A 21,992-nucleotide genomic window follows, 5' to 3' on the forward strand; every position below is an offset into this window, starting at 1 on the left:
TCGACAACGATCCCGCAAAATGCAGGATGCACGATGGCCATTCATGCAGATTGCACGACGATGGGAATTAGACAATTTTATAAGCTATTGATTTATAACGATTTTTAAAAAAATAAATACTGGCACAATCGCTGCAACTCCCTACGCATGCTTGCCATTCAAGTGCATACGGAGCTGAAAGACATGAGCCTGATCCAAGAAAAATTTACCTCCCTGTTCTCCAACTTCAATGTCACCACTGCGCCACGTCCCGATGGCGGGATTCTGCTGACGCTGAAGAGTGCCGACGGCAAAGTGTTCAAACGTGCGCTGACCTATCAGCAACTGCATGCCGGCGATCAACTGTCGTGGGCGATCAGCGCAATCCGTCGTGATCTGGCGGAACAGGCCAGCGAGCTACCGCAGATCGGCATGCTGCAAAGCCAGCAGCGTTTTGCCCTGCCGACCTATCACTCGATGTAATTCGAACACCGTATAAACAGACAGGCCGTGGAGCTTTCGCTTCACGGCCTGTTTTTTTGCGCTTCGATTGGGTGAACTCAGAACGCTTCCGGTTCGATCCCGGTGAAACTGTCCACGGTTACATGCCCTGCCAACTCCCCGCCTTCACGGGCCAGCCCGCAGGTTTGCAGGCCGGCGGCCTGGGCGGCATCGAGCTCTTGCACGATGTCGGACAGGAACAGGATTTCCTGCGGATCCACTCCGATGGACTGCTGAATATTGCTGTACGACTGCGCTTCGCGCTTCGGTCCTGAAGTGGTATCGAAATAACCGCTGAACAGCGGCGTCAGATCCCCGGCTTCCGAGCAGCCGAAAATCAGCTTCTGCGCCTGAATCGAACCGGACGAATACACAAACAGCTGATACCCGGCCTGATGCCAGCGCTGGAGCGCTTCAACGGCGTCCGGGTAAACATGGCCTTTCAACTGACCGGCCTGATAACCCTGCTCCCAGACCATGCCTTGCAACGCTTTCAGCGGCGTGGCTTTGCGATCTTCGGCGATCCAGGCCAGCAGAATTTCCACGACCCGCTCGACGTCAGCCTGCGGTTCGTTGCTGTCGCGGCGCACGGCGTCCAGTTGCTCGGCAACGTCGGCACGCTGGGCGTTCTGGCGAACGAAGTCCGGCAGGTGTTTGGCGGCATACGGAAACAGCACGTCGAACACAAAACTCACCGCGCTGGTGGTGCCTTCGATGTCGGTGAGAATGACCTTGATCGACATCGGCTCAGTCCTCCAGACGCGGGAAGCGGCCGGCGATGTCTTCGCCGGTGAAGTTGGCGACCCAGCCTTCAGGGTTGTTGAACAGGCGGATCGCCACGAAATGCGGGTTCTCGCCCATGTCGAACCAGTGCTTGGTGCCGGCTGGCACCGAAATCAGGTCGTTCTTTTCGCACAGCACGGCGTAGACGTAATCGTCGATGTGCAGGGTAAACAGGCCACGACCGGCGACGAAGAAACGCACTTCGTCTTCGCCATGCCGATGTTCTTCGAGGAACTTGGCGCGGAATTCGGCTTTTTGCGGGTGATCGCTGTTGAGGCTGATCACGTCGACCGTGATGTAACCGCGCTCGGTCATCAGTTTGTCGATCTGCTCTTTATAGGCACCGATCACTTCTTCCTGGCTGGCGCCGGGCTGGATCTTTGCGGCGGCTTGCCAGCGGTCGAAGCGCACCCCCTGCTCGGCCAGGGTCGAGGCGATGTCTTCGAAATGGGTCAGCACCTTGTTCGGAATTTCGGGGCTGGAAACGTGATAGACGGACAGGCTGCTCATGGGGCATTCCTCGGTATCGGCCTTGCCGTCCGGTTCTTCGAGACCGGTCGGGCACTGCATTCATCAGGCAAATAGGCTGGTTCTGGTGAAGTCAGCCTTGGCGGTTCATGACGCTGCGGGTCTTCAACTCGCATTCAAACAGAAATTCAAAGGCCTCGATCTGGCGCAGCGCATCGCTCATCTGCGCACCCCAGGTGTAGAGGCCGTGGCCGCGAATCAGATAGCCGACGCAATCGGGATGGGCGTCGAGCCAAGGCTGCACCTTGGCGGCGAGGCGCGCAATGTCCTGATCGTTGTCGAAGATCGGCACCCGCACCCGGGACTCGTGGGTCGAGATGCCGCTGAAGGCTTTTTGCAGTTCGTAGTCTTCGAACTCGATGAAGTCTTGCGGCGTCAGGCGCGACAGCACCGTGGCGTTCACAGAGTGGGTGTGCAACACGGCGCCGATTTCCGGACGCCAGCTGTAGAGCTGGGTGTGCAGCAGGGTTTCGGCGGACGGTTTTTTGCCGGGCTCAAGACTGTTGCCGGACAGGTCGGTGGCGAGCACGTCGTCCAGGCCCAACTGGCCCTTGTGCTTGCCGGACACGGTCAACAGCGCTTCGCTCGGCGACAGGCGCGTCGAGTAATTGCTGCTGGTGGCCGGCGACCAGCCGCGACCATAAAGAAAACGCCCGGCGTCGACAATTTGCTGGGCAAGCTGTTCACGGGTAAGGCTCATGGCCTGTCCTCTTGCATTCGAATGGCAATGATAACGGCAGCGGCGAGCGCTGCGAGACTGGCAATACTAAAGGTCAATGTCGCGCCGAGGGCATTCCAGCTGTAACCGGAATACAACGCGCCGAGCGCACCGCCGGTACCGGCCAGCGCTGCATACAACGCCTGGCCCTGCCCTTGCTGACGCGCGCCGAAGCTACGTTGCACGAACGCGATGGCAGCCGCATGAAAGCTGCCGAACGTCGCCGCGTGCAGCACCTGGGCAAACAACAGGACCCACAGGAACTCGGCGAACGAACCTAGCAGCAACCAACGCAGCGCCGCCAGCAGAAAACTCGCCATCAGCACCCGCCGCAGGGAAAAACGCGCGAGGATCCGGCTCATGGCCATGAACATCAGCACTTCCGCCACCACGCCGACCGCCCAGAGCATGCCGATCACGCCACGGCTGTAGCCCAGTCGTTCGAGGTGCAGGGTCAAAAACGTGTAATAAGGCCCGTGGCTCATCTGCATCAACGCCACGCAACCGTAGAACGCCAGCACCCCGGGATTGCGCAACTGCTTGAGAAAACCTTCCCCTGTCGACCGGTTGCCCTGAGGCGGCTGAGCGTTTGGCACCCACAGACTGCTGAGGACGATGCCGGCCATGATCAACACCAGCGCCGCCGGATAGATGTCGAGGCTGAGCCACTCGAACAGCCGACCGAGAGCAACCACGGTGATGATGAAACCGATCGAGCCCCAGAGGCGGATCTGACTGTAGCGGGAGGTCTGGCCCTGCAAATGCGCCAATGTGATGACTTCAAACTGCGGCAACACCGCGTGCCAGAAGAACGCGTGCAACGCCATGACCATCGCCAGCCAGGCGTAGGTCTTGCTGACGAAAATCAGCGAGAACGTCAGCAGCGTACACACCGCGCCAAAGCGCACGATGGCCAAGCGTCTGCCGGTGTAATCGCCGAGCCAGCCCCAGATGTTCGGCGCCACGCAGCGCATCAGCATCGGGATCGCCACTAGCTCGCCGATGCGCGCCGCACTGAATCCGAGGTGATCGAAGTACAGCGCCAGAAACGGCGCCGTCGAACCGAGCAAGGCGAAATAGAACAGATAGAAACTGGACAGCCGCCAGTACGGGAGCGCCGCCACGGTCAGACCGCGGCGGCTTTGAGATCACCCATCAAAGCTGACCCAGCACCGGGGTGCTCACGCGCACATCGGCGTTCTGGCCACGGTGACGCAGCAGGTGATCCATCAGCACGATGGCCATCATCGCCTCGGCAATCGGCGTGGCGCGGATGCCGACGCACGGATCGTGACGACCCTTGGTGATCACGTCGACCGGGTTACCGTCGATGTCGATCGAACGCCCCGGGGTGGTGATGCTCGAGGTCGGCTTCAACGCCAGGTGCGCGACGATCGGCTGACCCGAGGAGATCCCGCCGAGGATGCCGCCAGCGTTGTTGCTGAGGAAGCCTTCCGGGGTCATTTCATCGCGGTGTTCGGTGCCACGCTGGGCGACGCAGGCGAAACCGGCGCCGATTTCCACGCCTTTGACCGCGTTGATGCTCATCAGCGCATGGGCCAGTTCGGCGTCGAGACGGTCGAAGATCGGCTCGCCCAGGCCCGGCATCACGCCTTCGGCAACCACGGTGATCTTCGCCCCGACGGAGTCCTGATCGCGGCGCAGTTGGTCCATGTAGGCTTCCAGCTCCGGCACCTTGTCCGGGTCCGGGCTGAAGAAGGCGTTCTGCTCGACCGATTCCCAGGTCTTGAACGGGATTTCGATCGGGCCGAGCTGGCTCATGTAGCCGCGAATGACGATGCCTTGGCTGGCCAGGTATTTCTTGGCGATGGCGCCGGCCGCGACGCGCATGGCGGTTTCCCGCGCGGAGCTGCGACCGCCGCCGCGATAATCGCGCTCGCCGTATTTGTGGTGGTAGGTGTAGTCGGCGTGGGCCGGGCGGAACAGGTCCTTGATCGCCGAGTAGTCCTTGGACTTCTGGTCGGTGTTGCGGATCAGCAGGCCGATGGAGCAGCCGGTGGTGCGACCTTCAAACACGCCGGAAAGGATTTCGACTTCGTCGGCTTCCTGGCGCTGGGTGGTGTGGCGGCTGGTGCCCGGCTTGCGACGGTCGAGATCGCGTTGCAGGTCCTCAAGGGAAATCTCCAGGCCCGGCGGGCAGCCGTCGACAATGGCGACCAACGCCGGACCATGGCTTTCGCCCGCGGTGGTGACAGTGAACAGCTTGCCGTAGGTATTGCCGGACATGCAGGACGCTCCGTGAAATCGAACCCAAATTCGTGATGCGCGCCAGTATACGCAGGCTAACCGAGTAGTTCATCCTCGAACCTTAGCGGTGTGGGTGAGTCCAACCGGCACCTTGGCAAATGATGGCGTGATGATGCTGCGAGTTTTGATCTTGAGCCTTTCCCTGTTTACCGGCTTTGTCCAGGCAACTGTCCTGCAACGACCGGTCACGTTGACGACTGACAACGGCGAACTTTTCGGCTCGCTGTTGCTGCCGAAATCCGACAACCCCGTGCCGGTTGTCCTGATCCTTTCTGGCTCGGGTCCTACCGATCGTGACGGAAACAACCCCGACGGCGGGCGCAATGACAGCCTCAAGCGACTGGCCTGGGTGCTGGCCAAACACAATGTCGCCAGCGTGCGTTTCGACAAGCGCGGCGTGGCGGCCAGCCTTGCGGCAACCCCGGACGAGCGAAACCTGTCGGTGGAAGCCTATGTGGCGGACGCCGTGGCCTGGGGTCAGAAGCTTAAAGCCGATCCGCGCTTCGGCCCGTTGATCCTGCTCGGCCACAGCGAAGGCGCGCTGATTGCCAGCCTCGCGGCGCCAAAGGTCGACGCGGCGGCGGTCATCTCGCTTTCCGGCACGGCCCGACCGATTGATCAGGTGCTGCGCCGGCAACTGGCCCGCAGCCTCCCTCCCCCGTTGATGCTGCGCAGCAATGAACTGCTCGACAGCCTCAAGGCCGGGCATACCGACGACAATGTGCCGGCGCCGTTGCAGGTGATTTTCCGTCCGAGCGTGCAGCCGTATCTGATTTCGCTGTTCCGTCAGGATCCGGCGGCGGCTTTCGCTCAACTGAAAATGCCGGCGCTGATCGTGCAAGGCAGCAACGACATTCAGGTCCAGGTCGATGATGCGAAATTGCTCAAGGCTGCCAAACCGGACGCGGAGCTGGCGCTGATCGAAGGCATGAACCACGTGTTGCGCATCGTACCCAACGACGTGAAGCGGCAACTGGCCTCCTACAAGGACCCGAATTTGCCGCTGGCGGCAGAACTGGGGACACGCGTCCTTGAATTTATTGACGGACTTCGCACCCGTTGAGCTCTTTTACCCTCTAGTCCTATGGAAAACGGCCGATAAGCCTTTGTCGCCAGCGTACTGGCTGGCGGCAAGCAGCTTGGACAGGATCTCGCCGTTATGACTGATACCCAGACTTCACCCGACACCACCGCTGAAAAAGACGCACCGCCAGCGGTCGAGCTGCCATGGGCGGATGTCCACGTCGAGCACCACAAGATGCTCCGCCTGGCGCCGTTGCAGACCGACCGCAACACCGGCGGACGGCCGCTACGCTTCGTTGAGTTCGGTTACGCCGAGCGCAACGGCAAAGAACACAGCCTGATGCGCATGGCAATCAAGTTGCCCGCTCAGCGCGTGCGTAAAGAGCAGAATCATCTGGACGTGTGGGTCGACCACACGACCAAACGCGTTCATTTCGGCCCGGACAGCGGTTTGCAGATCGAACCGATGAACCGTGGCATCGGCCGTTTCATGGCCGCCCAGGGCATCAACTGGGCGAAAAAACGCTGGCCCACCTACACCGTCGACGGCATGGACTTGAACAACAAGGACGCGCTGAACGAAGACACTCGCCTGCGCCGCGATCATTTTCTGCGAGTGCATGGCTTTGACGTGGTTTACGCCGACGCCCAGCATTTGAAGGGCAGCGTCAAGGAAGTGCAGGTCGGTGATTTGCTGGGCGACTGGAACAGCGAAAAGCTGCAGATCGTCGAGATTCTTGAAGCTGCGCAGATGTTGCAGCAGGCCGAGCAGAACCTCGCCGAGCAGGAAGTGAAGCTGAAGAAGCAGGAAGACAAGGTCAGCAAGTTCAAGCGTGAAGACGCCGGTTTGCGTTTCACCATTACTTGCCTGGTGGCGTTTGCGGTGTTTCAGGCCGGGTTGCTGATCTGGATTGCAACGCACCGCTGACTGATCTTTCCCACACTCCGCGTTTGACTCGGATGGGACGCAGAGCGTCCCGGGCTGCATTCCCACGCAGAGCGTGGGAACGATCAGAGCAATTTAGACGCGGGAAGCGAACAGTGCCTGATGGGCGCGGCACTGTTCGGCGGTCAGCATGAACACGCCGTGCCCGCCGCGCTCGAACTCCAGCCAGGCAAAATCGACTTCCGGGTACAGCGCCTCGACGTGCACCTGGCTGTTGCCCACCTCGACAATCAGCAAACCCTTCTCGGTCAGATGATCCGCCGCTTCGGCGAGCATCCGCCGTACCAGGTTCAAACCGTCATCGCCGCAGGCCAGGCCCAGTTCCGGCTCATGCTGGTATTCGTCCGGCATGTCGGCGAAATCTTCCGCATCGACGTAGGGCGGGTTCGACACGATCAGGTCGAAACGTTGACCCGGCAGACCATCAAAACCATCGCCCTGCACGGTGAACACACGCTCATCGACACCATGACGCTCGATGTTCTGGTTCGCCACTTCCAGCGCTTCGAACGACAGATCCGCCAGCACCACTTCGGCATTCTGGAACTCGTAGGCGCATGCGATGCCGATGCAGCCGGAGCCGGTGCACAGGTCGAGAATCCGCGCAGGTTCGTCACCGATCCATGGGGCAAAACGGTTTTCGATCAGCTCGCCAATCGGCGAACGCGGGATCAGCACGCGCTCATCGACGATGAACGACATGCCGCAGAACCAGGCTTCGCCCAGCAGGTAAGCGGTTGGAATGCGTTCTTCGATGCGGCGCTTGAGCAGGCGTTGAAGGTTGACCAGTTCATCGTCTTCCAGCGCGCAATCCAGATAGCTGTCGGCGATTTCCCATGGCAGGTGCAAGGCACCGAGCACTAGCTGCCGGGCTTCGTCCCAGGCATTGTCGGTGCCATGGCCGAAAAACAGATCCTCCCCATGGAAGCGGCTGACGGCCCAACGGATGTGGTCGCGCAGGGTACGAAGTCGGGAAGTGATCACGGGGCAGAACTCCAGAAAAAACGACTGGCGATTCTACCAGCCAAAACGCGCCGCGACGACGCAGGAAAGATTCCGGGGCGGCGGTAGGACGCTTCCGATTTTCCCCTCGGCTATTGAACAGATCGTGTAACTTGACAAGGCTGCAGGCCAGCAACGACGGTGTCTACGATGGTAGCGATTCACAGAACCGCTCAGCCAGAGGACAATGTCGCAAAAGCCCCACCCGAAGGAGCCCCAGAATGTCCGTTCCAAAAACGATGTTTCAACTCAGCGGTCGCGGTTACGCAGCGGCCACGTTGAGCCATGCCACCGTGGTCATCATCGATGCCCAGAAAGAGTACCTCAGCGGCCCGCTGGCCCTGAGCGGCATGGACGCGGCTGTCGCGAACATCAAACAACTGGTTGCCGCCGCCCGCGCAGCCGGCCGGCCGATCGTGCACGTGCGTCACCTCGGCACCGTCGGCGGTCTGTTCGACCCGCAGGGCGAACGCGGCGAGTTCATCCCCGGCCTGGAACCCCAGGGCGATGAAACCATCATCGGCAAACTGCTGCCGAGCGCCTTTCACGGCACCGAACTCTACGATCGCCTGCAAACCATCGGCTCGCTGGACCTGATCGTCTGCGGTTTCATGAGTCACTCCAGCGTCAGCACCACCGTGCGCGCGGCGAAAAACCTGGGTTTCCGCTGCACCCTCGTCGAAGATGCCTGCGCCACCCGCGATCTGCCGTTCAAGGGCCGCGTGCTCAGCGCCGAACAGGTGCAGCAAGCGGAAATGGCGATCATGGCCGACAACTTCGCCACCCTCGCTCTGACCCAGGATCTGATCTGATCGACCGTAAATGAGCGGCTCAGCCCGCCGCTCATCTGCAAAAACCTCGCATTTGCTTCAATTACCCTAGCCTCAGGAACAACCCGGTCAACTCCCGGTCGAAGGGCCGATACCCATTGAGGAAGGTCGGAATGAAGTTATCCGATGGATTTGACGCACGCCGCTTGCGGCCCAAAGGCCAAAGCAACTGGCGATTTCGATTCGGCGCGGCGATCGCGGCCATTCTGGCCACATTCGGCGTGCTGCTGGCGATGGCCGGGGCCGCCAGCCTGCTGGGGCGCCCGCCGGCGCTCGGCGATCTGAATGCAACACCGCTCGGCTCGGCGATCATTCTCGCCGTCGGCCTGCTGTTCCTGTATTTCGGCGTGGCCCTGTGGCGTCGTTGCCGGCGTCGCGCACGGCAATCGCGGGAATTGAACATGTCCCCGCACCTGATGAAAAAACACGATTGATCGACGGCCTGGCTTTTTTGCCGGGCCGTTTTGTGTCTGTTTGGGTAAACTGGCCGCCCTTCGCGGAGGCTGACATGCAAGACGACGATTTTTCCCTGTTCAAAAGTGCGATCCAAGGCGTCAAGCCGATCAAGCACGACCGCGCCGACACCGGCAAACCCAAGGCTGACCGTGACCGGATCGCCAAACTGCGCCAGTCCGCCACCGTGCGCACCGACACCGCTACCGTTGACGGCCTGTCCGATCAGTTCGTCATCGACGTCGGTCCCGAAGACGAGCTGATGTGGGCCCGCGACGGCGTGCAGGAAAGCCAGATGCGCAAGCTCAAGGTCGGGCAGATCCCGTTCGAAGGCAGCCTCGACCTGCACGGCATGAGCGTCGAAAAGGCCCGCGAAACCCTCTGGGCGTTTCTCGCCGAAGCGACCAAATTCGAAATCCGCTGCGTGCGCGTCACCCACGGCAAAGCCGTGCGTCTGGACGGCAAGCGGCCGATGATCAAAAGCCACGTCAACACCTGGCTGCGCCAGCATGCGCAAGTGCTCGGTTTCTGCTCGTGCCAGGCGAAACATGGCGGCGCCGGCGCCGTGTATGTGATGCTCAAACGCACCATGATGGAAGGCCGCGACGAATAATCCCGTCACACCGAACTTGCAGGGTCGTGTCCGCCACCGTACCCTTGCCCTTTGCGAAAATCCCCACAGGTAGTTTCATGTCCCTGGAACAGAATTACACCGCGATTCTCGGCCAACTGGGCGAGGACGTCTCCCGCGAGGGCCTGCTCGACACGCCAAAGCGTGCCGCCAAAGCCATGCAGTACCTCTGCCGCGGTTATGAACAGACGCTCGAAGAGGTCACCAACGGTGCCCTGTTCAGCTCCGACAACAGCGAAATGGTGCTGGTGAAGGACATCGAGCTGTACTCGTTGTGCGAACACCACCTGCTGCCGTTCATCGGCAAGGCCCACGTCGCGTATATCCCGAGCGGCAAAGTGCTGGGCCTGTCGAAGGTCGCGCGGATCGTCGACATGTACGCCCGCCGCCTGCAGATCCAGGAAAACCTCAGCCGCCAGATCGCCGATGCGGTCCAGCAGGTCACCGGCGCGCTGGGCGTGGCCGTGGTGATCGAGGCCAAGCACATGTGCATGATGATGCGCGGTGTGGAGAAACAGAATTCGTCGATGATCACTTCAGTGATGCTCGGTGAATTCCGCGAAAACGCGGCGACGCGCAGCGAGTTTCTCAGCCTGATCAAGTAATGCGTGACAGAAAAAAACCGGCGTTGATCGCCGGTTTTTTTTCGTCCGTGAAAAATCGGGTAAGCTGCGCGCCTTCTTCAATGTCCCTGTGAGGCTTGTAACGTGTTCGTCAAAGCGCTTCGTGTCGGCCTCGGCCAACTGATCATCTTCGTTGATTTCCTGACCCGCCCGGGCAAGAAACAGCGCCCCGCCGCTGCCCAGGCTCAGGTTGACGCCGCCGCGAAGGACCTGACCCTGTATCAGTTCCACGCCTGCCCGTTCTGCGTGAAGACCCGCCGCAGCCTGCGCCGCCTGAACGTTCCGGTGGCCCTGAAGGATGCGAAAAACAACGAGCAGGATCGTCAGACCCTGCTGGAACAGGGTGGCAAGATCAAGGTGCCGTGCCTGCGCATCGAAGAGAACGGCCAGACCACCTGGATGTACGAGTCCAACACGATCATCGAATATCTGAACAAGCGGTTCGCCGCAGTCTGAATCAAAAAAACCGGCCTGATGGCCGGTTTTTTTATGCCGCCTGCGCGGCCTGAGCCTGGCGCACCACTGCCGCCAGACGTTTGAGCCCTTCGTCCAGTCGGGCCGGGTCGATGTGACTGAAGTTCAGGCGCAGATGACCGGGATTGCGATCCGGCTCGGGGAAGAACGGTTCGCCCGGCATGAACGCCACATCGTTGGCCAGCGCGGTGTTCAGCAACGTACGTGTGTCCAGCGGTTGCTTCAGGGTCAGCCAGAAAAACAGCCCGCCCTGCGGCGTGTTCCAGTCCGCCAGATCGGCGAAATGGGTTTCCAGTGCCGCTTGAAAGGCATCGCGGCGCTGCCGGTAGAAGCCGCGCAATTCACTCAAGTGTTGCTGATATTTCTCACTGCCAATCCACTGCAATGCCTGCCACTGGCCGATGCGGTTGGTGTGCAGATCCGCCGACTGCTTGAGCTTGAGTAGATGCGGGAAAAGGTCCGGGCTGGCAATCAGGTAGCCGACGCGCAGGCCCGGCAACAGGGTTTTCGACACGGTGCCGGTGTAGATCCAGCTGGATTTCTTCAGGCGTCCGGCAATCGGCTGAGCGCTGCCGCCATCGAAGGTCAGCTCGCGATAGGGTTCGTCTTCGATCAGGGTCACGCCGAATTCGTCGAGCAATGCCGCGACGGCCTCGCGCTTGGCTTCGCTGTAGCGCACGGCGGACGGGTTCTGGAAGGTCGGGATCAGGTAGATGAACGCAGGGCGGTGCTGCTCCAGACGCTGGCGCAATTGCGCGAGGTTCGGACCGTCAGCCTCCAGCGGCACGGTCAGGCAATCGGCGCCGAACAGTTGGAAAATCTGCAAGGCTGCCAGATAGGTCGGCGCTTCGAGCAGGATTTCGGTGCCCTTGTCGATGTACAGCTTGGCCGCCAGGTCGAGGGTTTGCTGGGAGCCGCTGACCACCAGCACCTGACTCGCCTCACACGACAAACCCAGCGCCCTCGCCTCTGCCGCCAGCGCTTCACGCAATGCCGGCTCGCCCTCGCTCATGCCGTACTGGCCGAGAGACAGCGGCATTTCTGCCCACTCGACCTTCGGCAGCATCGCTTCAGCCGGCAAACCGCCAGCGAAAGACATGACCTCCGGGCGCTGGGCCGCTGCAAGGATTTCACGGATCAGAGAACTTTTGAGGCGCGAGACACGTTCGGAAAAAGCCATGGAAGTCACCGCTAGCGAGGCCTGGGAAAAATGAGTCAAACTGGTTGACTGAAATTACGACACACTCTCTGGAAACGTCAATATGCTTGACCTTAAAAACTGCGCCAGCCAGCAACAAGCCATGGAAGCATTTTTCTTCGGTTACCAGGCGTTCACCGCCAAGGCCGATGAAATGCTCGAGCGTCGCGGCTTGTCCCGCGTGCATCAACGCATCGTGTTTTTCATCGCCCGTTATCCGAATCTGAGCGTCAAGGAATTGCTCGCGCTGCTCGGCGTCAGCAAGCAAGCGCTGAACATGCCGTTGCGGCAATTGCAGGAAATGCATCTGGTGGACAGCGTGGCGTCCGAGACTGACAAGCGCAAACGCCTGCTGGAGCTGACCGCTGAAGGCGCGAAACTTGAACAGGCGTTGCGCCGCGAACAGGTGAAATTGCTCGAGCGCGTCTTTGCCGAAGCGGGCGAAACGGCGGTCAACGGCTGGCTGGCGGTGAATCTGGCACTGGGAACACATCGTCCGAACGAGTGATATAGCTTGATCGCCAGTATTTTCGTCTACAAAACCAAAAACAATATTTGCTTTATTTGTACACAAAAGCATAATCCACAGCGTGCGAGTTCCTGACCGCATGGTCAACAAATTCGCGTATGCCTCAAAGGGCCGCTGCCACCCCTCATGGGTCCGGTCCTGGAAATAACAATAAAACTCTTGAGGAGTACTCGCTGTGGAAAGCCGCAAATCCGAAGCATCGACGCTGGAACTCTCGCCGCCGTTACGCAATGGCCTGCTTGAGCGCATCTTTAAACTCAGCTTGCATGGCACCACGGTGAAGACCGAGCTGATTGCCGGTCTGACAACCTTCATCACCATGGCCTACATCATTTTCGTCAACCCGAACATCATGGCCGATGCCGGGATCGATCACGGTGCAGCCTTCGTCGCCACCTGTATCGCCGCCGCGCTGGGCTGCCTGCTGATGGGCCTCTACGCCAACTGGCCGGTAGGCCTGGCGCCGGGCATGGGCCTCAACGCGTTCTTCACCTACACCGTGGTCGGCACCATGGGCTACAACTGGGAAACCGCGCTCGGTGCGGTGTTCGTCTCGGGCGTGCTGTTCATGATCCTGACCTTTTCGCGGATTCGCGAATGGCTGCTCAACAGCATTCCGGTCAGCCTGCGCTATGCGATGGGCGCCGGCGTGGGTCTTTTCCTCGGGCTGATCGGCCTGAAAACCGCCGGCATCGTCGTCGATAGCCCGGCCACCCTGATCAAGCTCGGCTCGCTGCGTGAACCCGGTCCGCTGCTTGCCGCCATCTGCTTCCTGATGATCGCGATCCTCAGCTATCACAAAGTGTTCGGCGCGATCCTCATCAGCATCATCACCGTGACCCTGGCCGGCTGGGGCATTGGTCTGGTGCACTACGAGGGCATCATGTCCGCCCCGCCAAGCCTGGCGCCGACCTTCATGGCCATGAACGTCGCCGGCGTGTTCAACGTCAGCATGATCAGCGTGGTCCTGGCCTTCCTATTCGTGCACATGTTCGACACCGCCGGCACCCTGATGGGCGTCGCCCAGCGCGCCAATCTGGTGAACGCTGACGGTCGTATCGAAAACCTCTCCCGCGCCATGAAAGCCGACTCCGCCTCCAGCGTTTTCGGCGCGGTAGTCGGTGTCCCTCCAGTCACAAGCTACGTGGAAAGTGCCGCCGGTGTAGCGGCTGGTGGTCGGACTGGTCTTACCGCAGTCACCGTGGGTGTGCTATTTATAGCCGCGATGTTCTTTGCACCGCTGGCCGGCATGATTCCCGCCTATGCCACCGCCGGCGCGCTGATTTACGTAGCGATGCTGATGATGGGCGGCATGGCGCACATCGAATGGGACGAAGCGACCGACAGCATTCCAGCGATCGTCACCGCGATCATGATGCCGCTGACCTTCTCGGTCGCCGACGGTATCGCGCTGGGCTTCATTACCTATGTCGCGCTGAAGGCCGGCACCGGTAAATACAAAGAGATCTCCGTCAGCCTGTGGGTGCTCTGCGCGATCTTCATCGCCAAGTTCATCTTCCTGTAAGCGCTACGCGGTTCACGCTTCAAAACAGCCTCACCCCTCCGGGTGGGGCTTTTGCACATTCTTGATAACGATAAAAAGGAGCAAGTGATGAGTCTGGAAACCTGGCTGCTGTTCAGCGGCGCTGCGCTGGTGGTGATCCTGATTCCGGGGCCGCTGTCGTTGCTGATGATCAGCAACAGTCTGAATTACGGTCTGCGTCGTTCGTACCCGGCGTTTCTCGGTGGCGTGTTCGCCTCGATCTGCCTGCTCAGTGCCTCGGCGCTGGGGCTGGGTGCCCTGCTGCTGGCGTCCGAAAAACTGTTCAGCGCCCTGAAGATCGTCGGCGCGATCTACCTGTTCTACCTCGCCTGGCAGAGCTGGCAGCAATCGCGCCAGCCGTCGGTGGGTGCCGAAGTACCTCAGGCTGCACCGGTTCCGAAATTCCGTGCATTGTTCAGCCGGGCCTTCGTGCTGGGCGCGAGCAATCCGAAAGACATTTTGTTTTTCGCCGCGTTTCTGCCGCAGTTCCTCAGCGCCGAACAACCGTTCCTGCCGCAACTGCTGGTGATGATCGCCACCTGGACGCTGCTCGATCTGCTGTGCAAATTGACCTACGGCCTCGGTGCCCATGGTGCAGCGCGTTACCTGCGCAGCGGCAAGGGTCAGAGCTGGTTCAACCGCATCAGCGCCGGATTGTTCGGCGGTGCCGGGGCAGCATCGTTGCTCAGCGGGCACTGATTCCTTGCAGACAATCTTCTGAGCTTCAGAAATTTCAAAGCTGGCTGCCAGTTTCGACACTTGATTCATGCATCGAAACTGGCAGCAACTTCCGCTTCCAAAACGCAACACACCGCAACACCCCGCCGATGTACATCGTTTGAACCCTCTTCCTAAGATGACGCCACAGCGCAACCTCATCTTCAGAACAAGGATGTTCAAATGGCTACCCTTATCCTCCCGTCATCGATCGAACATAACGACGTAGACATTGCCGACATGCAACTTGTCGTCAATGAACGGCAACCGTCAACGATCGACTATGACGACAACAATTCCCTCCAGACCTCGCCCGCGCTCAAACGCAAAAGAGCGCAACTGAAAACGGTAGACCAGGTATTCGGCCCACTGCAGATAGGCGGATATTCAATCACCCGTAGAGCCCTGGATACATTGGGCGCGACCATTGACGGGCAACCTTTGAATGGCAAGAACACGTTTTTCCGCACGCCGGGAAAGCGATTTATCAACGCCCTTCAATTTGACCCTGTCGCCATTGAAGCGCGGATGAAAACAACCACCGGCGCAGACGACTATTTACTTCCCGCCCTGCTCTTCGAACTCGCCAGCCGCCGTCCGCTGACCGCGCCCCCCATGTTGATTGACCCTCTCGATGCCCATACCGAACCGGGTGCTTATCAGACCAAGCTGAAACAACTTCTGAACGCAGCGCAAAAACTCGACATCCGCCATGCCCATATTCAGGAGCCACTCCCGAACTGGGTCAAACGCTCAACCAGCCGCACCATGGCCAGCACGGGTATCGGACTTCAGGCGTTCGGGATCTACAGTGGTCTGCGCGGTCTGCAGGATGCCGTCAGAGACAAGGATTCGTATGGCATCGTCTTCAACAGTTCCGCACTCACCGCAGACGTAGCTTCGATAGCGATCGATCTCGCGGTAGCCCGCAAAGCCACGCAAATGCTCAAGGCCAGCGAGAGTGCCTTCAAGGGTTTTGCCAAAACCAGTTTCGCCCTGAAACTGGGGCGCGGCGGCGGCTTGATTGGCGGCGCCCTGACGCTGCCCTTCGATATCATTTGCGCGGTGGATGGTTTCAAGGCGGCAGCCCGGACAACCGGCAAAGAATCCATCAATCACTATGTGAATGCCGGGTTGAGTGTCACCAGCGCGGCCATGACCGTGCTGCTCGGTGCAGCGGCACTGGCCGGATTCTCCTCGGCTGGCCCGATCGGGCTGATCGCCGGTTTGCTGCTGGTCGCAGGATCCCGAGTCTGGGCGGCGATCAATGTGGTCGATGACATTGACGACTACATCACGTTGACCACCGAAGAGCGTCTGCGTACCGGCTGGTTTGCGTTCTGGGGTATCAGCCCGGATGAAAGCATTGAAGATCGCCACCTTATCGCCAGGTCGGCCGCCCGACACTCACAACAACTGCGCGCCACTGCCCGAAAGTTGCTGGACGAGACACTCAAAGATCAGGCCGAAGCCATCGTAAATGGCAGTTTCCAGGTGGATGTCGAACCCATCCAGGTCGCGACTTATGAGTGGACAGCACAAAACCCGAAGTACAAAACCATCAAGCGTCCCCGCATCAACGATCACAACGACACCATCGATGCACGCGCAGGCGTTACCAAAGACACTCCCGGAGCAGTGCTTGGAACTTCTGCCGACGACAAGGACATCCTGTGGTTTATCGGCGGCGGTAACGACACTATTCAAGGGGTGAAAAAAAAGCCCAACGGCTTCTATTACGCTGCCGGCCATAAATCCCTGAACGGTGGCGAGAAAGCCGACGAGTTCATCTTCGAGGGCGCTGCCGACCTGCTGAAAACCGGCACCCAAGAAACACTGATTTCCGAACTGCAAGGTGATGCAGGTAACGACACGCTGAAACTGGCGGGACACTTCCCGGAAACCAACGAAGATCGTTACGGATTCCGAGTGGACTTGCATAAGGGTGAGATGTCGCTACTGGTCAAGCCGCCCACTCCAAAAGAGCAGGCCTACAGGCTGCACAGTCATCTGCAAAGTATCGAAAACGTCGAGACGCTGGCCGGTGCAACCAATGAAGTCATCGGTAGTGACGGTCCGAACATCATCAAGTCCCGTGGTCGCGACGAGATTGATGCAGGCCCCGGCGAGGACCAGATTTATTTGCTCAGCCATTACGTATCGGCCAATGGCGGCAAAGGCAAGGATGCCTACGCTATCGCTCATGTCCCCGGCACGGCATCGATTATTGAAGACGGCGCAGAGGAAAGCATCATTGCACTGGACTGGCGATCGGACCTGATCGAAAGCTGGAAGATCGAAAACCGGGAGTTGGTCATCACATCAGGATTCGAATTCGACGACGTCAGCAAGAAAGTGATCAGGATCAAGAATGTCTACCAGCGAACCGGGGACACACGAGCGCTACAGAATGGAAAACTGACCTTCATCACCAAAGACGGATTTCATCTCGTGCCAGAACTTCCAGCCAGCATCGAAACGCCGCAAGCGGTCGATGTGGAAGTGGTGATCCTGCGACAGGGAATCCGACAGCTTCCGGTCATCGTGTTTGATACGAAGTGCACCGTCCCCAACGACAGGAGTTCGAGCTACTGGCTGTCACGCAACAATATCCAGACGGTTTTCCAGGTAACAACGCCCGGTAATAATGGGGTCACTACGCTGCACATTGATTGCCCCAGCACAGAACTGACGCGCGTCGAGGCTTATTACAACGCCGACCTCCTACGCGGCACTCACTTCAACTACATCATGTACAAGGAATGCGGGATGACCCTGCATTTCGGCAGCAAACAGCTAGCGATCAAAAATCTTGCCTCTTCGACCATGTCCGGCATGCGCGATCTCAAGCCCCGGTTGAAGGCCCCCGAACTGGCAACACATCACTCGTTCATTCTGGTCATGAACGACGGCGCGTCTTATCGGCTTGTTCAGCCCGCCGTCACCGACAGTCATTTTTGGAACGACACGTTTGAAATAAGCGGCCCGATGCATTGGACCAGCAACGTGCCTCTGCCACTTTCCCCCAGAGCGGGAACGCATCAATACCTGCAACCGCTCGACAACCAGGCACATGCGCTGGGTAGCCGGGAGAAGTGCGTCATGCTCAAACCCGCTGCGTACCAGACTGCCGTGGAAAGCCTCACCGGTGAGGGCTCGAAGTACCTCGTCCACCTCAGTCCCGGCATGTCGTTGCGCATTTCCACACCCGGCGCACTGGCGATCGCGAGCCAGCAACTGGCATTTTCCTCGACGTGGGAATTCGACGCCTCCAGCCTGGGCACGGTCGAGATCACACTCGTCGACAACCGGTTACAGATCGGGCAGACGATCATTTACCTGCCGCAATACCAGAACACGGGCGACCTGATCGACCAGATTCGCGTCATCACCGCGCAAGGCATTGTCTGGGCGGTCGACCTGATCTTCGAGGCGGTTTATATCGAAGCGATCGATGCACGGTTTCTCGTACCGCCAACCGACCTCTCCACCCCGTTGCCTATCGAACTGAAGCAATATCCGGAAGACGACATACTTGTGCGCAACATGGCCATGAAAGATGGCAGCCTCGGTGCCCTGCGATATCACCTGGCGCAACGTCAATGGATACTCGACGCGGACAAGTCCCGCGAAATTGATCGCCAGGATTTGCAGACGGCCAACCACTGCACCCACCAACTGAAATTGTTCGAAGAAGTGGCACAGATCGGTCTCGCTTACTCTCCCCCGCTGGGCGACCACGCCTTGAAACTCCTGCGCGAACATTGCGTCAGGTTGATGGGCGATCTCTCGCTGGACTACCCGGAGAAACTGGAAAAGGCGAAACACTTCGCCTGGCTTTTATCCGGACAAACGCACTACAACTGATGCCCTCGGGAGCAACGGACTCAGCTGGAAACGCTTTGCATCAGTCGCTTGCACCGATTGATCTATGTACCACACGCCAGAAGTGCGCTTTGACGATCATTCAGCCCCCTTTAGCCAGCATCACTCCATGGCTTTACACAGCTGAATCAGTCGTACATCGGAGCACTTCAAATGGCCAAGCCACCCAAGCAGATTCCTCCAGCGGGTTCGTCGCCTCCCAGGCCGTCAACAGACACGCCTCACGTCAACCTCGATAACGTTTCGAACATTCGCCCCGGCATGCATCTGCCCATCGGCGAGCCGACTCTGACCGGACACTCTTCGCCGCGCACGACGGAACATGACGCAGGCAACCGACTGCCCTCGGTCGAAGTCAGCGAGATGCTGCCCCGCCAGCCGCCACACGCGTCAAACATTGCACCTGAAGCCTCGCCAAGGCCGACATCACCCGTATTCATTCCTGCACATCTGGCCCTCAGGCTGACCCCGGCAGCCGCGTCCTCGCAAGGCATCCGCCGTGACGGCCGGGAGCGAACCTATGTGGACATGCGCGAAGGCACCGCCATGGTTCATCAGCACCCTGACGGACGCTCTCAACTGACCTCGGCCAGCGAACTGACGCCCTCCGGTTTTCTGGTCGAGCGGATCCGGGGCACGAATCTGTGGCAAAAACGACAAGCAATCACGGCACGCCGCCCGCATGTCGACGAGCCGGACACGCAGGCCGATCCGGGCAAGCGCCCGCGACTGAATGAAGATGACGCGTCGACCGATCCCGACCCACTCGCCGACAAGCCTTCGACCAATGCCCACCAGCCTCTGGATCTGTCCAATAAGCCATGGCGAAGTTGGGGCCAGCCGACAAAGCCCACCGGCGGTCAATCGGTGGAAATAGACGGGCTGCACTACCCGATCGTGTCGCAGATCGTTCGCTCCAACACATCGATCGTCTGCATCAAGCACCCGCGTTTCAACCCCGAGCGCTTTGATGCCTTCGAACAGATGCTCGTGGACGATCGCACACTGCAACCGCGCTGGGCAGCTCGCGGCCCGGACAATCAGTGGCGCTTTACAGACCATCACCTGCCATTCGAAAAGCCGCTGACGCAATATGTTGCCGATGCCTTCGAGTGCTTGTCCGGGCCGTCTGCCAGGGCCGTGGCCAAGGCCATGTTCAGAGAGTCCCGCGGCGCCGAAGTGATCAACGGTGAAGGGTTGCAGGCGCTGAGCCAGAGCTTCCGTCACTGGCAAGACAGGGCCATCCCCGCCCCCCGACACCTTGCAGATCCACTGCTGTTGCTGCCGGTCCAGCCCATCCTCGGTGACGGCACTTTCGGGGGAAGAATCGTGCTGCCCCCGACAACCGGGCCGAGCCTGCAGCGAGTCGATTTTGATCCGCAGAAATTCTCGCAGCAATGGAGTGAATATACGGCTGCACCGGGGGCTGCGAGCTTGCAAAAGCTCTTCCACAACATCCTGGTCAAGAGTGGATACACCGTCAGTTCGCCAGATCCCTTGCTGCTGGAACACTCGCTGGTTTTTCATCGGGAAGGACTGGACTCGCTTTTCGTATTGAAGCTCCCGTTGGTCTCCCCGGGCTTCATCCCTCGCTATACCAGGCCGGGTTCCGAACTGACCAGTTCGGCCTCGTTGATGAGACTCGACGAAGTCGGGCGACAACGGCTGAACGCGTTGCTGGCGCTGGACAAAGTCAACTATCTGGTGGGTGGCATCGAACAGCCAAGCCCGGCCCAACCCACCCTCTTCATTCTTCGCGAAGGCTGATCATCAATGAGCCCCAAACGTCCTATCCGAACGAAAACAGATACAGCGGATTCCACGCCTGTCGTACGAGACACCACGCCGGACATTTCAACGCCGCCTCGACTGTTGCCCGACACACTGATTGATCCGACCTCGACCCACCCGGCCTGGCAATTGCCTGCGCCACCCGTTACCCGTCAACAGATGATCGAAATCTACGATCTCCCTGCCGAGACACATGTCCGGAACGTCACCGCGCAACGACCGATCGGCAGCTATTTTCTCGCCCCCGGACTGGTCAACAGATTGCCGCCTGCCGATCCTCGGGACGGCACGCGCACAGCGGGACGCTATACCTACGTCGACCTTGTCGAAGGGGGGACGGTGCAGATCGGCCCCGATGCGCAGAATGGATTGAGGGCCCGGTTATCCAGTGAGCTCCTGGCATCCGGCCCACTGCTGGAAAGGGTTGAAGGTACGCTTGTGTGGCGTCCGCTCCCTGCGCAAAACACCCCGGATGCCGACATCTCGCAGCTGTCCATGACACGTCACCGATTGCCGGATGACGAGCCGTCGGTCGTACCGCCCAAACGTCAGCGCATTGATGAAACGCTGGATCCGTGGAGCAGTTGGGGCATCGACCCGCAACATGCCACCACCGGTGACATTCGCGTCGACGGTATCCAGTACAAAGTCATTCCGCGAGGCGATGCGAGCGATCCGATCGTCTACATCAAGAACCCGAGTCATCTGATCTACGACTTCGACTTGCTGGACCGCACGCTCAGACTGGAACCACAGGAACAGCCGCGGGGCGCCATCCAGGTTCCGCCTGCTCATGACTGGCAAATCGATCCGACGTTGCCGTTCGAACGTCCACTGACGAAATACATCAGCCAATACTTTCCGGAGCTATCGACGACCTCGCTGGAGAGGGTCGCCTTTCACCAGTTCGTGCTGGCAAATGGTACTGACACGGCGACCGGATCGGGGCTGACCCTTCTGCGCCAGACATTCAATGACTGGCAGACCGGAAACCGCCATCCCCGTCCGCAACTGGCCGATCCGCTGCTGATGCTGCCGATTCTCCCGACGTCGGGCAATGGAGCGGTTCGCATCCTCGAATTGCCGACGCCGACATCGGACGGTCCGCTGCAGCGACTGGATTTCGATCCGGCACTGTTTCGTCAGGAATGGCTGTATTCCAACACCACACAATCGGCGCTGGATCTCAAACGTTTCATGGCCACCCTGCTGACCCGCAACGGTTATGCCGTGTTCGATCCAAGCCCGTCCAACTCGTATCCGGCGCTGGTGTTCAAGCGCTCGGGGCATGACTACGTGTTCTTCATCAGCCTGCATCGCATCCGGGGCCGCAAGATCAACCAGACGCTGAATGTCGATCACAGCAGTGCCAATCTACGTCTGCACATTCAGGTGGGTGCGACAGCGGCGGCGGCCGTTGTTGCAGCAAACGCTGCAAACAAGGTCGTCTGGCTCAGAGGCGGTCCCCAGACACTGGCGAACGCCGACGACACCGTGTTTATCGTGCGCGACGCAAACCCACGGCTGTGATTGCACTCCGCTGAACGACGGGCGAAAAAAAGCCCGCAGT

21 protein-coding genes are annotated in these 21,992 nt (G+C 59.7%); 14 read left to right on the forward strand and 7 right to left on the reverse strand.

The genetic code is table 11. The features are described 5' to 3' along the window. The first annotated feature begins 183 nt into the window (after nt 1-183). Complete coding sequence (locus tag PMI24_RS27635; protein WP_007959992.1) at nt 184-462, forward strand: DUF3509 domain-containing protein; 279 nt, start codon at nt 184-186, stop codon at nt 460-462. Nucleotides 463-539: 77 nt separating this feature from the next. On the opposite strand, the gene mtnC is transcribed toward PMI24_RS27635, so the two are convergent. From mtnC to aroC, 5 genes are all read right to left on the reverse strand, one after another. Then, nucleotides 540-1,223, reverse strand: coding sequence for an acireductone synthase (gene mtnC, locus PMI24_RS27640; RefSeq protein ID WP_007959993.1), 684 nt, complete (start codon nt 1,221-1,223; stop codon nt 540-542). A gap of 4 nt (nt 1,224-1,227) precedes the next feature. Then, nucleotides 1,228-1,773 (reverse strand): 1,2-dihydroxy-3-keto-5-methylthiopentene dioxygenase, encoded by a 546-nt coding sequence (locus PMI24_RS27645; protein ID WP_007959995.1) that lies wholly within the window; start codon nt 1,771-1,773, stop codon nt 1,228-1,230. 91 nt (nt 1,774-1,864) lie between these two features. Continuing rightward, nucleotides 1,865-2,491, reverse strand: coding sequence for a methylthioribulose 1-phosphate dehydratase (locus tag PMI24_RS27650; RefSeq protein WP_007959997.1), 627 nt, complete (start codon nt 2,489-2,491; stop codon nt 1,865-1,867). Next, nucleotides 2,488-3,633: an MFS transporter gene (locus PMI24_RS27655; RefSeq protein ID WP_007959999.1), complete on the reverse strand. Its 1,146-nt coding sequence runs from the start codon at nt 3,631-3,633 to the stop codon at nt 2,488-2,490. The genes PMI24_RS27650 and PMI24_RS27655 overlap by 4 nt, the downstream gene beginning before the upstream one ends. A 31-nt stretch (nt 3,634-3,664) precedes the next feature. Continuing rightward, nucleotides 3,665-4,756, reverse strand: coding sequence for a chorismate synthase (aroC, locus tag PMI24_RS27660; RefSeq protein WP_007960000.1), 1,092 nt, complete (start codon nt 4,754-4,756; stop codon nt 3,665-3,667). A 130-nt stretch (nt 4,757-4,886) separates the two neighbouring features. Here aroC and PMI24_RS27665 point away from each other — a divergent pair, with 130 nt between their 5' ends. Then, nucleotides 4,887-5,840, forward strand: coding sequence for an alpha/beta hydrolase (locus PMI24_RS27665; protein ID WP_011333206.1), 954 nt, complete (start codon nt 4,887-4,889; stop codon nt 5,838-5,840). 96 nt (nt 5,841-5,936) lie between these two features. Continuing rightward, complete coding sequence (locus tag PMI24_RS27670) at nt 5,937-6,728, forward strand: hypothetical protein (protein ID WP_007960006.1); 792 nt, start codon at nt 5,937-5,939, stop codon at nt 6,726-6,728. Nucleotides 6,729-6,821: 93 nt separating this feature from the next. Here the strand turns inward: PMI24_RS27670 and prmB are convergent, their stop codons facing one another. Then, nucleotides 6,822-7,730 (reverse strand): 50S ribosomal protein L3 N(5)-glutamine methyltransferase, encoded by a 909-nt coding sequence (gene prmB / locus PMI24_RS27675; protein ID WP_007960007.1) that lies wholly within the window; start codon nt 7,728-7,730, stop codon nt 6,822-6,824. Nucleotides 7,731-7,969: 239 nt separating this feature from the next. On the opposite strand from prmB, the gene PMI24_RS27680 reads away from it, so the two are divergent. From PMI24_RS27680 to PMI24_RS27700, 5 genes are all read left to right on the forward strand, one after another. Continuing rightward, a complete protein-coding gene (locus PMI24_RS27680) occupies nt 7,970-8,560 on the forward strand; it encodes a cysteine hydrolase family protein (RefSeq protein WP_007960008.1) in 591 nt (196 codons plus the stop codon). Nucleotides 8,561-8,691: 131 nt separating this feature from the next. Beyond that, on the forward strand, nt 8,692-9,012 hold the full coding sequence (locus tag PMI24_RS27685) for a hypothetical protein (RefSeq protein ID WP_007960009.1): 321 nt from the start codon (nt 8,692-8,694) through the stop codon (nt 9,010-9,012). 74 nt (nt 9,013-9,086) lie between these two features. After that, entirely contained in the window at nt 9,087-9,644 is a 558-nt protein-coding gene (locus PMI24_RS27690; RefSeq protein ID WP_007960010.1) for a Smr/MutS family protein, read from the forward strand. 77 nt (nt 9,645-9,721) lie between these two features. After that, nucleotides 9,722-10,267, forward strand: a complete 546-nt coding sequence (gene folE / locus PMI24_RS27695; RefSeq protein WP_003204506.1) for a GTP cyclohydrolase I FolE — start codon at nt 9,722-9,724, stop codon at nt 10,265-10,267. 102 nt (nt 10,268-10,369) lie between these two features. Beyond that, nucleotides 10,370-10,741 carry a glutathione S-transferase N-terminal domain-containing protein gene (locus PMI24_RS27700; protein ID WP_007960011.1) on the forward strand — a complete coding sequence of 124 codons (372 nt, stop codon included), beginning with the start codon at nt 10,370-10,372 and terminating at the stop codon, nt 10,739-10,741. A gap of 31 nt (nt 10,742-10,772) precedes the next feature. On the opposite strand, the gene PMI24_RS27705 is transcribed toward PMI24_RS27700, so the two are convergent. Continuing rightward, entirely contained in the window at nt 10,773-11,939 is a 1,167-nt protein-coding gene (locus PMI24_RS27705; RefSeq protein WP_007960012.1) for an aminotransferase-like domain-containing protein, read from the reverse strand. A gap of 82 nt (nt 11,940-12,021) precedes the next feature. Here PMI24_RS27705 and PMI24_RS27710 point away from each other — a divergent pair, with 82 nt between their 5' ends. The 6 genes from PMI24_RS27710 to PMI24_RS27735 all read left to right on the forward strand — a co-directional run bounded on the left by PMI24_RS27710 (nt 12,022) and on the right by PMI24_RS27735 (nt 21,952). Continuing rightward, complete coding sequence (locus PMI24_RS27710) at nt 12,022-12,465, forward strand: MarR family winged helix-turn-helix transcriptional regulator (protein ID WP_007960013.1); 444 nt, start codon at nt 12,022-12,024, stop codon at nt 12,463-12,465. 196 nt (nt 12,466-12,661) lie between these two features. Continuing rightward, on the forward strand, nt 12,662-14,011 hold the full coding sequence (locus PMI24_RS27715) for an NCS2 family permease (RefSeq protein ID WP_007960018.1): 1,350 nt from the start codon (nt 12,662-12,664) through the stop codon (nt 14,009-14,011). Between the two features lie 87 nt (nt 14,012-14,098). After that, nucleotides 14,099-14,728 (forward strand): LysE family translocator, encoded by a 630-nt coding sequence (locus PMI24_RS27720; protein WP_007960020.1) that lies wholly within the window; start codon nt 14,099-14,101, stop codon nt 14,726-14,728. Between the two features lie 201 nt (nt 14,729-14,929). Then, complete coding sequence (locus PMI24_RS27725; RefSeq protein ID WP_007960026.1) at nt 14,930-18,613, forward strand: hypothetical protein; 3,684 nt, start codon at nt 14,930-14,932, stop codon at nt 18,611-18,613. A gap of 171 nt (nt 18,614-18,784) precedes the next feature. Further along, a complete protein-coding gene (locus tag PMI24_RS27730; RefSeq protein ID WP_007960028.1) occupies nt 18,785-20,398 on the forward strand; it encodes a hypothetical protein in 1,614 nt (537 codons plus the stop codon). A gap of 6 nt (nt 20,399-20,404) precedes the next feature. Next, on the forward strand, nt 20,405-21,952 hold the full coding sequence (locus tag PMI24_RS27735) for a hypothetical protein (protein WP_007960030.1): 1,548 nt from the start codon (nt 20,405-20,407) through the stop codon (nt 21,950-21,952). Nucleotides 21,953-21,992 lie beyond the last annotated feature (40 nt).

It is taken from the genome of Pseudomonas sp. GM25 (assembly GCF_000282255.1).
Lineage (GTDB): Bacteria > Pseudomonadota > Gammaproteobacteria > Pseudomonadales > Pseudomonadaceae > Aquipseudomonas > Aquipseudomonas aphyarum.

Excerpts from the sequence above, each read along its gene's own strand:
- PMI24_RS27690 (WP_007960010.1), top strand. The coding sequence starts at position 9,087 with ATGCAAGACGACGATTTTTCCCTGTTCAAAAGTGCGATCCAAGGCGTC.
- PMI24_RS27725 (WP_007960026.1), top strand. The coding sequence starts at position 14,930 with ATGGCTACCCTTATCCTCCCGTCATCGATCGAACATAACGACGTAGAC.
- mtnC (WP_007959993.1), bottom strand. The coding sequence starts at position 1,223 with ATGTCGATCAAGGTCATTCTCACCGACATCGAAGGCACCACCAGCGCG.
- PMI24_RS27645 (WP_007959995.1), bottom strand. The coding sequence starts at position 1,773 with ATGAGCAGCCTGTCCGTCTATCACGTTTCCAGCCCCGAAATTCCGAAC.
- PMI24_RS27735 (WP_007960030.1), top strand. The coding sequence starts at position 20,405 with ATGAGCCCCAAACGTCCTATCCGAACGAAAACAGATACAGCGGATTCC.
- PMI24_RS27665 (WP_011333206.1), top strand. The coding sequence starts at position 4,887 with ATGATGCTGCGAGTTTTGATCTTGAGCCTTTCCCTGTTTACCGGCTTT.
- PMI24_RS27635 (WP_007959992.1), top strand. The coding sequence starts at position 184 with ATGAGCCTGATCCAAGAAAAATTTACCTCCCTGTTCTCCAACTTCAAT.
- PMI24_RS27670 (WP_007960006.1), top strand. The coding sequence starts at position 5,937 with ATGACTGATACCCAGACTTCACCCGACACCACCGCTGAAAAAGACGCA.
- PMI24_RS27710 (WP_007960013.1), top strand. The coding sequence starts at position 12,022 with ATGCTTGACCTTAAAAACTGCGCCAGCCAGCAACAAGCCATGGAAGCA.
- aroC (WP_007960000.1), bottom strand. The coding sequence starts at position 4,756 with ATGTCCGGCAATACCTACGGCAAGCTGTTCACTGTCACCACCGCGGGC.
- PMI24_RS27720 (WP_007960020.1), top strand. The coding sequence starts at position 14,099 with ATGAGTCTGGAAACCTGGCTGCTGTTCAGCGGCGCTGCGCTGGTGGTG.
- PMI24_RS27730 (WP_007960028.1), top strand. The coding sequence starts at position 18,785 with ATGGCCAAGCCACCCAAGCAGATTCCTCCAGCGGGTTCGTCGCCTCCC.
- PMI24_RS27705 (WP_007960012.1), bottom strand. The coding sequence starts at position 11,939 with ATGGCTTTTTCCGAACGTGTCTCGCGCCTCAAAAGTTCTCTGATCCGT.
- folE (WP_003204506.1), top strand. The coding sequence starts at position 9,722 with ATGTCCCTGGAACAGAATTACACCGCGATTCTCGGCCAACTGGGCGAG.
- PMI24_RS27680 (WP_007960008.1), top strand. The coding sequence starts at position 7,970 with ATGTCCGTTCCAAAAACGATGTTTCAACTCAGCGGTCGCGGTTACGCA.
- PMI24_RS27685 (WP_007960009.1), top strand. The coding sequence starts at position 8,692 with ATGAAGTTATCCGATGGATTTGACGCACGCCGCTTGCGGCCCAAAGGC.
- PMI24_RS27650 (WP_007959997.1), bottom strand. The coding sequence starts at position 2,491 with ATGAGCCTTACCCGTGAACAGCTTGCCCAGCAAATTGTCGACGCCGGG.